Here is a 13704-nt window from a genome sequence, read left to right on the forward strand (position 1 = left end):
TTCGGCGCGCGTACGCCGCGAAAAACACGTCGTGCCGTGGTCGGCCGGAGGTGCCGGTGGCATGGGTCGCGGCGATCCCGGCGATCAGCGTCCAGCCCCGGGCCGCCATCACCGTACGCACGCATTCGGAGGCTCTCCGTAGCCAAACCGGTTGATCCAGAGGGCGGGGGCGGGCTAGGTTGGCTCGCACGGACTTTCGCGCGTGCCGGGCCCACCAGCCCCGGGCACGCCGGTGTCAGGCGACGCATAGCACGGCGAGCCCGAGGAGGGGAGGAAGATCATTCGACGCGCCAGGATCATCCGGCAGCGGAGCGCACGCCGCCCCGTCCGCACCTCCGGCCTGGATCTGAGGTCTCCCTCGGGTCGCCCACTCCCCTATTGACCTGGTCTTTACGGCAGTCTTATGCGGCGATCTGTAGATATTTCATATAACGGAACCATCACGCCGGGGGGCTCAATGAAGAGACTTGTGGTCGTGCCACCATATGTCGCACGGCTCAAGATCAGGGATATTCGTTCCGCGACACGCCGTGGAGTGACCGGCGACGCCAAGGTGGTCGATCTCAGCGCCTACACGGGCCGCAACGTTCTGCGCTTTCCACAGACGAGCGGCCCTACCTCCGCCGCCTGACCTCCATCGCGAAAGACCCGCCCGAGCGGGTCTTTCTCCGTTTCCGGCCCCTTCCCGTGCCCCGGCGCCGACCGCCTCCACGTCCACGGCCCGGTCACCGGCGGTCTCGGGCCTACTCGCCGCCGGAGGCTTTCCGGGTGAGGAACAGCAGGAACACCGGGGCCAGCACGCAGAGGGCGAGCACGACGACCTGCCCCACCGCGTCCACCATGTCGAAGTGCCCCAGGTGACCGAGGTGGAAGGTCAGGTGCGGCACCGAGAGGAGCAGGTGTCCGGCAAGCGGCGAGCAGGACGCGCGACCAGGTCGCGGTCCGGAACGGCACGCGCGTGGTGGAGACCGTCTCGTTCATCGTCCCTCCGCTCCTGCCTCGTAGCCGCTCCGGCCGGCGGCCACGGAGACGAAGTCCGTGAAGGTACCGCGCCCGTCGGGGTGGTCGGGCGCGAGGTGCACGCCGCGCCGGAAGGCTGCGGCGATCCTGCCGGGTATGGGCAGCGGTATGACGAGCCCGCGCCCGCCGGTGACCCGCAGATAGGTCCGCGCCAGTTCGGCCGCGCTCGCGATCTCCGGGCCTCCCATGTCGGGAACCCGCCCGGCGGGCGTGCCCAGCGCCAGTTCCACCAGCCGCTCGGCGACCTCGGTGACCTCCACCGGCTGGAAGGCCGTCCCGGCCGGGACCGGCAGGACCTTCGATTTCGCCAGTTTCCCCAGCATGAGCACCAGCAGGTTGTGGAACTGCGTCGTGCGCAGGACGGTGTACGGCAGCCCCGAGCTCTCGATCAGCCTCTCGACCTCGTGCTTGTGCCGGTAGTAGGTGTACGGGTGCCGGTCGACGCCGACGATGGAGACGTAGACCAGATGGGTCTTGGGAGGCGTCAAGGCGATCAGCCGCCGGGCGGCCTCGACGTCCGCCGAGGCGTCGCGCGGGTCGCTCGCGAGGTGGATGACCGTATCGACCCCGTCGAGGGCGAGGCCGAGTCCCGCCCCCGTCTTCAGGTCTCCGATGTGGGGCCCGCGCGTGCGGCTCAGCACTCGGGCCGGATGACCGGCCTTGGCGAGGCGGTCCACAACGTGGCGGCCAAGGACCCCCGTACCACCGGTTACCAGGATGTTTTCTGTCATACCCCTACGAACCGGCAGCCCCTTGCAAATGTGACAGCTTTTCCGGATTGAGCACGGCACGCAGGCCGACGACGGTCTCGGCGGAGATCTCGATCACGAAGATCGCGATGAGCTCTCCCCCATGCCAGGCGAGGACCGCGTCCTGACCGTTGACGTCGGCGTGGGTGAACTCCGCCCCCTGCCCGTACCTGCCGACGATCCCGGCGAGGTAGCGGACGACCTTCTCCCTGCCGGTGATCGGCCGCAGCGCGGAGCGCACCTTGCCGCCACCGTCGGCCCAGGCGACCACGTCGTCGGCGAGCAGCCGCTCCAGCCCCGCCAGGTCGCCGCTGGTGGCGGCCGCCAGGAACCGTTCCACGATCCTTCGCCGCTGCTCGCCCGGGGCGTCGAACCTCGGACGCTCACCGACCCTGCGCCGGGCCCTGCCGGACAGCTGGCGGCAGTTGGCCTCGGACAGATCGAGCACGTCGGCGATCTCGCGGTAGCCGTAGGAGAACGCCTCCCGCAGCACGAAGACGGCCCGCTCGGCCGGGGTGAGCCGCTCCAGCAGGAGCATGAAGGCCAGGGACACCGCGTCGCGCTGCTCGGCGGTCTCCATCGGGCCGAGCGCGCCGGTCGGCGCGGGCTCGGGGAGCCAGAAGCCGACGTAGCGCTCGCGGGTGGCGCGGGCGGCGGTCAGCCGGTTGAGGCAGAGGTTGGTGACTACCTTGGCCAGCCAGGCTCCGGGGGAGCCGATGTGCTCACGCTCGGCACCGCTCCAGCGCAGGTAGGCGTCCTGGACGACGTCCTCGGCCTCGGCCGCCGAACCGAGCATCCGGTAGGCCAGGCCGAACATCTTCGGCCGCTCCGCCTCGAACTCCTCGATCACCCGACCAGGGTGCCAGACGGAACGGAGATCCCCGCCGCCCCCTCGCACGACCTCGCGCGTCGCGGTCGCCGGCCAGGATGCCGAGACGGCGGCGGGAGGACGCGGCAGCGGCCATGCCCACCGGTGCCGGTCCAGCCGTACCCGACGAGGCGGGGAGCCGACCTGTCATCGCCGACTCTCCGCACCTATCCGCCGTCTCACATCGGACGGCGCTGGAATACTGGGGCAGAGCACTTATTCATGGGCTGCGGTATTCCTGCGTCATTCACCTCATCTGCCGATTTCACCAGGCAAGCACCGGCGGTATCAATCACATTAACAATGGGAGGTCATATCGGCCGAAGCCAGGAGTGGAACCCAGCAGGCCCTGTTTGACCAGGCATTTCATTCCTCGGCAGCGCCGAGGGTACTGAGGGAGTGCGCTTATTCGGAAGGTTCGGTGTTTCCGGCGTGCCTGCGGTCCGGCGTCGTAACCCGCATTGACTGGACCGGGGTCCATGTTGCCGGCACCTCGCGCATCAGCAGCGCGCAGTCGAGCTTCGCGCTGCCGTGCGGGAACCGATCCCGGTTGTCGAAATAGCTGGACCGGACAGCGTGGACGTCGACGGGCCGCACGCGCCATGAGTCGGCCCCGATTTTTAGCCCGTCAAGACGCCCTTCGTCGTGGGTAGCGGAAAAACCTGTCGAGCCGTGCCGGAAGAACTCCGATGCCTCACCCAGGTCGGTGAACAGTTCGCTGCCCTGGAACAGCTCTGCCGTGCGAACGTGTACGCTCACGCTGACCAGGCCGTCACGGCCGTCGAAGGCCACGTGGAGGTCCTCCGCCGTTTCCCGCACGTCGAACGACGCCCGGTGGTGCACACCGGGGAACAACCGGCCGCCGACCAGCACAGTGACCATCGATCCGCTGTCCCTGCGCGGGATGTACACCCCCGTCTCAGGACCTCGCGGCCCGTCCCACTCCACGGCGATGCGATGCGCGGCGTTCTCACTGCGCATCCCCAGACCGTCCGGGAGCCACGTGGGTCGAACCCGCCCGAGGCGGATCAGGCAGATTCCGGCGACCGCCCATCCTCCGACCTGCTGAGGCCGCAGTGGCATCGGCAGCAAACGTGCGGCGATTTCTGGATCGACCCGGTAGTTCACCAGGAGCCGCCGTTCGACCACACTCGCCATGGATAGCCGTCTCATGCCATATCGCCCTCCTCGACGACTACCGCCTGTCCGCTTGGAGCATAGGACGCCTATTCGGAAAACTGATTACTCCTCCGGGCTCCCTGGCACTGGTTCGCGCCGACAGGCGTGAAAGTGAAGCTGTCGGCGAAGTCGGCCCCCTCGCCGCGGACGGCTAGAAGCATGGGCTCGCCGTACAATGCGGTCTGATCCGTACGCAAATGAAGGAACTCGTTCCAGAAATGGAAGCAGAGCAAAGAATCCTGGGGGTGCCCCGTCGCATATACCAGGGTCTTGGGAAAGTACGGGTTCGTGCCACCGCAGTGGACAGACGGCGGCCCGAACATACCGAGGGTCTGTCCGAGGGGTCGATCTCGCTCACACCAAGCCTTGTTGGCACCGATCAGCTTGTCGTACCCGTCCCGCGACAGGATACGGTCCAGCCGGAGACATCCGTGACGATAGGCGAACTCGGCATAGACGGACGCGGCCATGTCATCGGTTCCGACACCCAGAGAGACTCGAAGGCTCCCCGAACTCCCGTGGAGAGAAAAGCCCTCCGAGCACGAAGGGAATCCTGTTCCTCACTCCAGACTTGTTCACGATCGTCCGTGAACGCCATTGCGTCGAAGTAAATTCTTAGGGCGATCTCTCCGCCGAACATTCCTGGCCGACGAAGAGCCGAATTGATCTGAGTGAACAGGTACCCTCGCACCTGCTCGACCGTCCGCACTTCTCGCCGACCGTCCGCATCGGCCATCGACTGCCCCTGCTTTCGCCGCTACGACCTTCTGAAAACACCAGAAGGGGGCCGGACTCAACTCCGACCCCCTTCCTACCGGGCACTATGCAGGTTTGGCTTCCGTATCCAACGCTGCTTTTCCGCCCAGAATACTGGGACCTGCTGGGAGTCATAGGTACGCCGAGTTCGAGCTCATGGTGCCAGTCGGCTACTGCTGTTGTCGTGACCCGCGCCAGCAGTGACAGACGCTGACGGGAACCGCTCGGTGAGGACACCGCAAACGTGGGTCTGCGATAGACCCCGGCGGTGAAGGACATGCACCGCGCCACCACTTTCGAGGCCGGGAACCCCCACTCGATCGCGCGCAAGGAGTTCGCCACGATGCAGCCGCTCGGGCCGGTGATCGCCCTCCTGCAGGCCCTCACCCATTACAAGATCATCAAGTCGTGTCGCCGCGTACCCAACCAGTGTGGGCAGTACACTAGCGACGCCCTCCGGTCCTCCGGTCCAGCAGCTCGCGGGCGGTCGTCGGCCGAACATGGTCGGTGGCGGCGAGTAGTTCCGCCTCGGTCACGACAAGACCGCTGATCTGGAGCAGCACCTCGCCGTATCTGGCGAACAGGGCCACGGGCCTGTCGTCAATGATCCAGAGGACGCGACCATCGGGCAGCGGCCGACAGGTATCGTTGCTCGGAAAAGCCCAGACGGGTTTCAGATACCGCGCGGATTTCAGATACCGTGCGGCACACGCCTGGCCGGGGGTTGCCGCCGTGGCACGAATGAACACCTGCGTCTCCCAGTCCGCTCGCATATCGAAACCGGGTGTGTAAAAGCGATGGAGGATGATGCGGGGTGTGTCCAGGCGATAGGTGAGCTCGACTGCCGGGCCTCCGTCCTCTGGATCGAGTCGCCACAAACCCGCCACGTACCGACGGCCGGGGAGGTTCAGGGAGACCAGCGGCACTCCCATCGTGTCCAGGTCCCGGACCTGGTGCCAGTGCCGTACTTGATCCGAAACCTGGGCGGCACCTACCGGAAAAGCGATCATCGCTCCCGCGAGGAGAATCCGCGGCAGGGCGGTACGCGGCATGACCATCCAGGCCGCGGCGGCGTACCCCGCGACACCGGCCAGGAGAAAGGTGATCCCGAAGAGCGGTTCCGGCAGGCCGTAGGCCGCCCTGTGGGAAGGGGCGAGCGCGAACAGCCCCGAGGTCAGCGCCCCGAAGGCCGCGGATCCGGCGAGTGCCACCAGCCACCAACGGGAGACCTTGGCCGACCGCGCCAAGATCCCGCTGAGCAGAATCGGGACCACGATGATCGCGAGGCCGTTGATGACGCCGCCCGGTCCTTGGGAGAGCGCCAGCTCGTTGGGCCGGATGGCCCTGATGACAAAGCTGCTCAGCCCTCTGTAGCCCATTACGTCGTCGGTCCAGATGACGGCGACCACCACACCGACGATAAGTCCTACCAGGGCGCTCCTGGCAAGGAGCGCCCGACCCGATAATTCGCCCATGTTCGCAACTATCGATCGTGCCTGGCAATCTGCCAACCCGACGAGATGGCCCGCCCACTACATCGTGGGCAGGGATCCCGCCCTCAGCGATACGTCGACAGGTCAGCCTGTTCACCGGAAGTTGACAGCCCCGTCGAAAAGCGAATTGAACTCGTCAGCCAGAGCTCTCTGACCGCGATCGAACGTCGGGCCTGCATGGCTCGCCCGAGCAAGGCGCGCCCCATCGTGGGTGGCGGAAAAGTTCGTCGAGCCGTGAAGGGAGAACTCCGACGCCTCCTCCAGATCAGCGAACGGTTCACTGCCCCGGAAACACCGAAAAGGGGCCGGACTTGATTCCGGCCCCCTTCGATCACCAGGCACTATGCAGATTCGGCCGTTATATCCAACACTGCTTTTCCGCCCGGAATATTGGAAGTACTGGGACCTGCTGGGAGTCATAGGTACGCTGAGTTCGAGCTCATGCCGCCAGTCGGCTACTGCTGTTGTCGTGACTTGCGCGAGCAGTGACGGATGCTGACGTGGCTTTGTAGGTGAGATTCGAGGCCAGATGTTGGTCAACGGCTCTCGCGGCGGTTGAGGTGGTTAAGCCGTGTTGGTGAATTCGGGAGCCACCGACGCTGTCGCGGTGGGAGTATCGAGGCGCTACTCCATGTGAGGAGGTGCCGGTGCCGCGGTCGATGCCTAAGGTCGAGCTGTTCGTAGCGATCCGTCGGGAATCTCGGGCTGGACCAAGACCTTCACCGACCCGGGCCTTTGCGCCGCGATCGTCGATCGCCTCACCTTCGCAGGCAACATCATCGAAACCGGCACTGACTCCTACCGCCTGGCTCAGACCCGAGCCCGCGCCGACCACCTAGCCAGCTGATCACTGGTCCCGTCACTGAGTCTTTTCCATCGGTGTCATGCTCGTAGTGAGTACGGCCGAGAAGGTCACCGCAGGGCGCCATGCGCATGATGGCGTGCTCAGGAATCAGTCGGCCCACAGCAAGGCATCCGGCCACTCGTACCTGCGGTCATCGTCAGTCAACGGCTGGTAGTGCGTGACGGCGATGAGTTCACCGGAGCCGTCGAAGCCCCGGAATTCGGCCCTGTCGTCGACGTGGCGGATCGTGTGCGGCACGGTGATCAGTCCGCTGGCCGGAACGGGAACGTCGATGACGTCTCCGGCGTAGCGCACCTGCACGGTGGCTATCCTTCGCGTCGCCATCATCGTCAACTCAGCCACCCATTCCGTGTCGGGATGTGCAAGCTGGGCTGACAGGTTCACCAGGTCGTTGCCGCGCCAGTCGGACAGCGGCTCATCCGGCCGGTTCAGCACCCACTCCGGCATGCCGCCTCCCGAGGAGGTGAGCGGATACTGCCACTGTCCGGCCGGTGAGCGCGCCAGCAGGTAAGTGTCGTCGTAGAGCTCTTCGTCTTCTCCGTTGCGGAACAGTACGATCACCGATCCATAGCGACCCCACAGGCCTGCCACAGCGATCGTGGCCGAGCCGGGCGGGAGAGTCATCGGGAGTGGCGGTGCGCCGTGGTCGAGCGCGTCGAATAACGCCTGCTCATCGAAGAATCGGTAGGAGTCGTCAGACGGTTTCTGTTCCGTATGTCCCATGTGTTTCAGCGTAACGATGTCCAGGCCACACGCTCAGATGGTGCTGCCCATCCTGCTGCTGCAGTATTCCAGTATGGTCCTGCATCCCCCCACCGCTAGGTCATCCCCGGCGGGTAGCGGCTGGAAAAGACTCACTCATAGTGACGCTCCTTGGGTGGTTCAGACCGTTTAGGTTGGCTCCCAAAGTCATCAACATTTCAAGCCCGTTGATCAGCGACTGGCCCTCAAACTCATCAATACCTGGCTCTCGTTCACACTTTCATAGCCACTGACGGGACCCGTTCGGCGAGAACACCGCAAACGAGGGTCTGCGATAGGCCCCGCTCCGGTGCCGAAAGCGTAGACACAGCGACGGTGCTCACGTGGTCCACGTGCTTGTCATAGGATTCCGAGTTCGTCGAGGAGATCCTCCGGATCGTCATCGCCATCCTCGTCGAGAGTTTCAAGTCCTGGGTCGAAGAGGTCAAGATCCTCGACGTCTTCATCCCGGAGGACTTGTCCCCAGTAGTTCGCGTAGATGCCGCCAGCCTTGTTGACCCAGTCCACGGCGGTGTTGATGTGGAGGTCGAGGAGCCGGGCCAGAGTCCTTGGTTGGACGGTCGTGCCCAGCTGGAACAGCATGGTGTTGCGCATCGGTCGGGCGTGGATGCCGTACTTGGCCAGCCGGACGCCAAGTCGGTCGGAGGATAGATGGGTTCCGGCTCCATCTCCGAGGAAGAGCCACCTGGCGTTTTCGATGAATGGCGCATTCCGGCGAGGACCCTGCGCGAGCAGCTCGGCGATGTGCCGACCCATCGGCTCGGGGAGCTCTAGCCAATCCTTACCCAGCTTGATCCGTGGGGGCGTAGATGCTGGGTCGACGCTCTCTCGTTCGATGCTGGCGATCCGAGACAGGTGCTGACCGTAGAGGACGACGAGAAGACCGGCAACGCGAACGTCTGCGGGAAACCCTTCTTCATGAAGCAGTCTGTGAGCAAGTCGATGCGCAGCTGGTAGTCCTCGACGGCGGGTGGGGATTGGGGCATCCGCAACGGGATGGCGGATATCGGAAGGTCCAGCAGACGTTGGCGGATTGCCCAGAGCAAGAACTCCCGGGCCCAGTGGCGGGTGCTCGGGCCTGCCAGCCACTCGTCGACGCCTGATCGGTCGAGCCCGGCCAGTCCGCCTCGCAGTTGAGCCCAAGCCAGCAGGTCGATCGCAGCACGTAGCTGGTTCTGGGCTCGCCTCACGGTGCCACGAGTCGCCTTGCCGGCTTCGCATGGACCTTCGACGGATGGTAGGAGCCGGTGACGATGGAACTGCTGGAGAGTCCAGCGGTCGGCGGCCTGCTCGACCTTGGCCAGCACCTGTCGCGCCCAGGCTTCGTAACGGCCGGCGAGAGCATGTCGGGGTTCGAGAACTTCGGTCGAGACGAGGATCATCCTGGCGTTCTCGACGGCTTGGCGCCGATCTGCTTTGCCATCGGCACGCTCCAGGCTTTCGATCGCGTCGAGATCTTCGTGAGCGGGTTTGTGCTCACGCCGAAGAAGTCCGATAAGAATCTGTGCCGTGGGGCTCTGCTCGAGCCAGTTCAGGCTGGATCTGGGGTTGGGGCTGGCGGCCAACCGCTCGGCGACCGCGCGGCCTGCGTCTCCACAATCGTTGAAGACCTTTCTAATGTGCTCGGTCAGCACACATCTTTCGCAACGACCGCCCGAGTGGAGCCGGTCCTCGAGCCCGCATCCAGTGCAGGTGCCACCGACGTCGACGCCGAGGCATTCGCTGCAGACTCCGGGGATGAAGAAGACGCGCCTGGTCTTCCCACAGCGGCTGCACTCCTCCCGTCGACGCATGGCCCGATCTCGGCAGCTGGAGCATCTCGGGCCGTCTGGGAGGAAGCTGATGCCGTGGTCTCTGCCGCAGGTGACGCATACCGCCAATCGCACGTTGTCGGCGTCTGCGGCCTCCACAGGGTCTTCGCCGACCGTGGCGAACGTCGCTGTGGCCTGCGCGATGCAGCCGAAGCACCAGCCGGAACGGCCACGGGTCCTCAGCCGAGGGATCAGCCGTTCTTGTCCGCAATTGGCGCAGGTCTCCAAGGGGCGTCGGGCGCAGGACTTGCAGAGCGGTCCGTCATCGGTCCGGGCGGAGACAGGACGGTGCCGTAGGCAACCACGACACTGCTCCACAGGGGTCTGATAGCAGCAGAGCCCGATCGGCCCATCCGGTGTTCGCGCGACGACATGTCCGATCTGCCCGCAGCGGACGCATGGTTCGACGACATCGGGATGGCGTCGGCGGCATGGGGCGCACCAGGACCAGCCGTCTTCGTCGCGCCAGGCGACGTTGCGCTCCTTCTGGCAGGACCGGCAGGTCTCGATTCGTCCTGAGGTCTTCCGATAGCAGTTCTCGCAGATACGGCCGTCTTCACTTCGATGGGGAAGGACACGCCGCTCTCTTCCGCAGCCCGCGCAGCGGGGCCGGGCAAGATGTGGCAGTTCGGCAGCAAGGGCGTGCCGAAGCCGTTGAACCAGTGGCGGGGGTGCGTTGTCCTGAGTCAGTGACCCGCCAGCGCGCATCCATTCCGCGACCCGGCGTCGGGATATCCGGTGAATCAGGACGTCTACGATGACCTTTTGCGCGGCGTCGTTGCTGGCACCGAGCTGCACGATCGCGCGCTCGACAAGAGCTGTGTCCTGATCGTCGGCGCAGTTGTCACAGCGTGAGGCCAATGCCGGCATCCTGTGGAGTCCGGCAGGGCACGTCGATCTGCTGGGATCAACGCTCCGGGCCTTGGACCCGTCGGCATTACGGGGCCCGCAAGCCATGCAGGTCGGCTGTGAGGTGCTCCAAGGATTCCGGACAGACCACTCGCTAGGGTGGTAACAGTCCGAAGGAGATAGAAACATGCCGAAAGGTTCCAGGCGTAGGTTCAGCCAGGAGTTCAAGGACGAGGCTGTGCGCATGGTCCTCGATGGCCCCCGTACGATCGCCGAGGTCGCCAGAGAGTTCGGCGTCCACGACACCACGCTCGGCAATTGGGTGAACACCTACAAGCGAACGCGTGCGGAAGAAGAACCGCACTCCCTCAGTGGCCCCGAGCGCGCCCGGTTGCGTGAACTCGAGCGGGAAAACTCCGAGCTCCGCGAGAAGCTTTCCTTCTTGAAAAAAGCCGCGGCCTTCTTCGCGGCCGAGAACAATCGGTGACCGCGAAGTTCGAGTTGATCGACGCGGAGAAGGCCAACCATAAGATTGTGAAAATGTGCGACTGGCTGGAGGTGTCCCGCTCGGGGTATTACGAGTGGCGCGACCGGCCCGCCTCGGCGACCGCGCAGCGTCGCGACCTGCTCCAGGACCTGATCGCGGGCATCTTCTACGAGCACGAGGAGGTGTACGGCTACCGGCGCGTCCACGCCGAGTTGCTGCGCCGCGGTGAGCGCTGTTCGGCTGAGCTGGTACGGGTGCTGATGCGCGAGCTGGGCCTGCTGCCGGCGCAGGTGCGGCCCTTCACGCCGAAGCTCACCGAGCAGGGCGCCTTCCGGGGCATCCCCGACCTGGTCAGACGCGATTTCACCGCCGTCCGGCCCGGCGTCAAGCTGGTAGGCGACATCACCTACATCCCGACCTGGGAGGGGTTTTGCTACCTGGCCACGGTGATCGACTGCTACAGCAAGGCCGTGGTGGGGTGGGCGATGGCCGATCACTACCGCACCGAGTTGATCACCGAGGCGATAGAGAACGCGGTACAGGCCTTCACCATTGAAAAGGACGCGATCTTCCACTCCGATAGAGGGTCGAACTACACGTCCGATGAATTTGGTGCCGCACTGAAGAGGTTGGGTATTCGGAGGTCCGTTGGCCGTACCGGCATATGTTACGATAACGCCATGGCCGAATCGTTCTTTTCGGCGTTGAAGAACGAGTGGCTGAAACGGTATGTTTTCACCAGCCGGGCGAAGGCTCGCCGAGCCGTGATCCGTTATATCGAGGGCTTCTACAATCGGCGCCGACTTCATTCATCTGTTGGTTACCGGACGCCATTCGAAGTCCTCGACGAGTACACAGCACTTCAGTCGGTGGCGTAGCTCACGGCCGCAGATTCCGCTGTCCGGAATGATCTCAGCCCCTCAGCTGCGACGATCCTCGCGAGTCCACCCGACGGGGGCGTCCGCAATGCGTGCACGAAGGAATGCGGTCGATGATGCCGGCCTCGTGCAGTGCAACCGCCAGCCGATATGAGACCTCCCCGGTCATGGCGACATTCGGCCACTCTGCCCCCGCGGGACTCTGTAGCCGGTTGACGAAGCGCGCAAGACCGCTCTGGGCCAGTCCGGCAGCTTCGATAGCGGCGGCGACAGCGTCCAGCGTCGTGCCGGAAAGGCGACCGTGAATAGCCTCAGCCATCTCGGCCGCAGTCTTGGCGGCCGTCACAGGAACTCACCGGCGCGAACGACTTTCGCACCGCGCAGCCGTTGCCGGGCTGCGGGGTCGGGCTCGTGATCAGTTGCGACCTGACCGAGGTCGAGCCACAGATCGGACGGCGTGCAATCGAAGATCCGGCACAGCGCGAACTGAACCTCGACGGTGAGTCGTGCCGGCGCCTGGGTCACCAGCTCGTGAACGCGGCTGTGTCCGATCTTGACCCCCTGGGCCGTCAGCAGTTCCTGGACCTGTTTGGCGAACCGGATTTGGGCATTGGCCATCAGTACCGGCAACTGCCACCGCACCGCCTGCCCCCAGGGCATGGTCCGCACCAGCGGTCCGCGCGCAGTACCGCCGACGTCGTTCTTGGCTGTCGCCTGGGCCATGGTTCCTCCGCTGCCGCTACCGGGTCCGCGTGGTCAGGTCGGCGATTGCCGCCGTCATCTCACGGTTCATGTGGTCCTCGCCGATGTGGGTGTAGTTCGAGGTCGTCGACGCCAGCTTGTGCCCGGCCTGGCGCTGCCGCCATGCGGCATCGCGGCCTGCCTCGGCGGTGTGTGTCAGATAGCTGTGACGCAGGCAGTGCGGCGTCAGGTTGGTGTCCAGGCCGCAGGCATCGCGGCGGTCCGCGAAGGCGCTCTGATAGGTACGGGTCGTGAGCGGCTGCTGACGGCCGGAGGCGTCGCAGCGCTCGGAGGGCCACAGCCAAGGCCCTTCGGGGAAGACCGGCCGGATGTCCTCCAAATAGACACGAAGCGCCTCGACCGCCCAGTCCAAGACCATCTGCACTCCGCGCTGGCGGTAAGTGCCGCCCTTGCTGCGCTTGCCCCAGCGGACTCTCACGACGGCCAGGCGGCCGAACTGCGGCGCCACCGGATGGGGCAGCAGATCGCAGGTCTGGATCTTGACGAGTTCGCCCGGCCGCACGCCAGTGGCGTACTGGACCTTGAACATGGTCGCGTTTCTCCAGGCAATCGCCGCGCCCTTGTGGTTGGCGGCCACGAGTTCTTCAACCCGGTCGTCGACGTGGTCGAAGAGCACCCGCAGCTCGTCTCGGCTGACCTCGCGCCGTTCCGGTCGGTGATCGTATTCTTCGATGTGCCGGGTGGTGTTCCATTCGTGGCAGACCTGTTTCGGCACTTGGCCGAACGCCTCCTGACACAGCTCGATCCACGGGTACTGCGGGTTGACGGCGTACTCGCAGAACCGGCGAACCACTCCTTGGCGGCTGCGCAGCGTAGACGGTGCGATCTCACGTTCACGCATGTCAGCCGACCATTCATCGACGTCCTGAGCAGTCCACTCCCAAGGCCAGGCGTCCGACCACACGACGAATCCACGAAGCATCTGCAGGAGCTTGCCGACTGATTGCCGATCCCTGCCGGCCGCCAGAAGCATGGTGCCGTAGCCCCGCAGCATGTCGGCGAAGAGCTCCGCCTGCATCCCCTGTTGAGGGGTTCCCTGCACGAGACGAAGGTGACTATTCGCCGCAATACCTCTTCCGGTTTAACCGGTGATGTGCCGGTTAAACCGGAGACCAGCATGTGAGGGCCCTGCGTCAATAGCAAGGAGGTCCGGCCAAAAGGCCGGACCTCCCCGTAAACCCAACATCAGCAAGACCTCAGCCGAAGCGCCGAGTTCCGGTTAGAC

The 13704-nt window shown here is 65.0% G+C and carries 11 protein-coding genes and 1 pseudogene; 2 read left to right on the top strand and 10 right to left on the bottom strand.

The genetic code is table 11. The features are described from left to right. Positions 1-743: 743 nt before the first annotated feature. The 5 genes from ACQP0P_RS34755 to ACQP0P_RS34775 all read right to left on the bottom strand — a co-directional run bounded on the left by ACQP0P_RS34755 (position 744) and on the right by ACQP0P_RS34775 (position 6047). The gene (locus ACQP0P_RS34755; RefSeq protein ID WP_433363269.1) at positions 744-887 is read right to left on the bottom strand and encodes a hypothetical protein; all 144 of its coding nucleotides are present in this window, start codon (positions 885-887) and stop codon (positions 744-746) included. Between the two features lie 90 nt (positions 888-977). Further along, complete coding sequence (locus tag ACQP0P_RS34760) at positions 978-1751, bottom strand: SDR family oxidoreductase (RefSeq protein WP_433363272.1); 774 nt, start codon at positions 1749-1751, stop codon at positions 978-980. Positions 1752-1755: 4 nt separating this feature from the next. Further along, positions 1756-2619, bottom strand: a complete 864-nt coding sequence (locus tag ACQP0P_RS34765; RefSeq protein WP_433363275.1) for an RNA polymerase sigma-70 factor — start codon at positions 2617-2619, stop codon at positions 1756-1758. Positions 2620-3042: 423 nt separating this feature from the next. After that, the gene (locus ACQP0P_RS34770) at positions 3043-3786 is read right to left on the bottom strand and encodes a DUF2071 domain-containing protein (RefSeq protein ID WP_433363278.1); all 744 of its coding nucleotides are present in this window, start codon (positions 3784-3786) and stop codon (positions 3043-3045) included. A 1229-nt stretch (positions 3787-5015) separates the two neighbouring features. After that, on the bottom strand, positions 5016-6047 hold the full coding sequence (locus ACQP0P_RS34775) for a hypothetical protein (protein ID WP_433363281.1): 1032 nt from the start codon (positions 6045-6047) through the stop codon (positions 5016-5018). Positions 6048-6762: 715 nt separating this feature from the next. Here ACQP0P_RS34775 and ACQP0P_RS34780 point away from each other — a divergent pair. Continuing rightward, a pseudogene (locus ACQP0P_RS34780) lies at positions 6763-6912 on the top strand (ATP-binding protein); the annotation flags it as partial. Positions 6913-7017: 105 nt separating this feature from the next. On the opposite strand, the gene ACQP0P_RS34785 reads toward ACQP0P_RS34780, so the two are convergent. From ACQP0P_RS34785 to ACQP0P_RS34795, 3 genes are all read right to left on the bottom strand, one after another. Beyond that, complete coding sequence (locus ACQP0P_RS34785) at positions 7018-7491, bottom strand: hypothetical protein (RefSeq protein WP_433363284.1); 474 nt, start codon at positions 7489-7491, stop codon at positions 7018-7020. Positions 7492-8031: 540 nt separating this feature from the next. After that, positions 8032-8448 (bottom strand): hypothetical protein, encoded by a 417-nt coding sequence (locus ACQP0P_RS34790; RefSeq protein ID WP_433363287.1) that lies wholly within the window; start codon positions 8446-8448, stop codon positions 8032-8034. A gap of 14 nt (positions 8449-8462) precedes the next feature. After that, a complete protein-coding gene (locus tag ACQP0P_RS34795) occupies positions 8463-9326 on the bottom strand; it encodes a hypothetical protein (protein ID WP_433363290.1) in 864 nt (287 codons plus the stop codon). A gap of 1213 nt (positions 9327-10539) precedes the next feature. Here ACQP0P_RS34795 and ACQP0P_RS34800 point away from each other — a divergent pair. Continuing rightward, a protein-coding gene (locus ACQP0P_RS34800) for an IS3 family transposase (RefSeq protein WP_433358989.1) occupies positions 10540-11717 on the top strand; the annotation gives its coding sequence in 2 pieces (ribosomal slippage) (positions 10540-10798 and positions 10798-11717; 1179 coding nt in all). Between the two features lie 342 nt (positions 11718-12059). Here the strand turns inward: ACQP0P_RS34800 and ACQP0P_RS34805 are convergent. Together ACQP0P_RS34805 and ACQP0P_RS34810 are read right to left on the bottom strand one after the other, a co-directional pair. After that, a complete protein-coding gene (locus tag ACQP0P_RS34805) occupies positions 12060-12440 on the bottom strand; it encodes a helix-turn-helix domain-containing protein (RefSeq protein ID WP_433363292.1) in 381 nt (126 codons plus the stop codon). A 16-nt stretch (positions 12441-12456) separates the two neighbouring features. Then, positions 12457-13497, bottom strand: coding sequence for a tyrosine-type recombinase/integrase (locus ACQP0P_RS34810; RefSeq protein ID WP_433363295.1), 1041 nt, complete (start codon positions 13495-13497; stop codon positions 12457-12459). Positions 13498-13704: the final 207 nt, after the last annotated feature.

The organism is Streptosporangium sp. CA-115845, from assembly GCF_050943795.1.
Lineage (GTDB): Bacteria > Actinomycetota > Actinomycetes > Streptosporangiales > Streptosporangiaceae > Streptosporangium.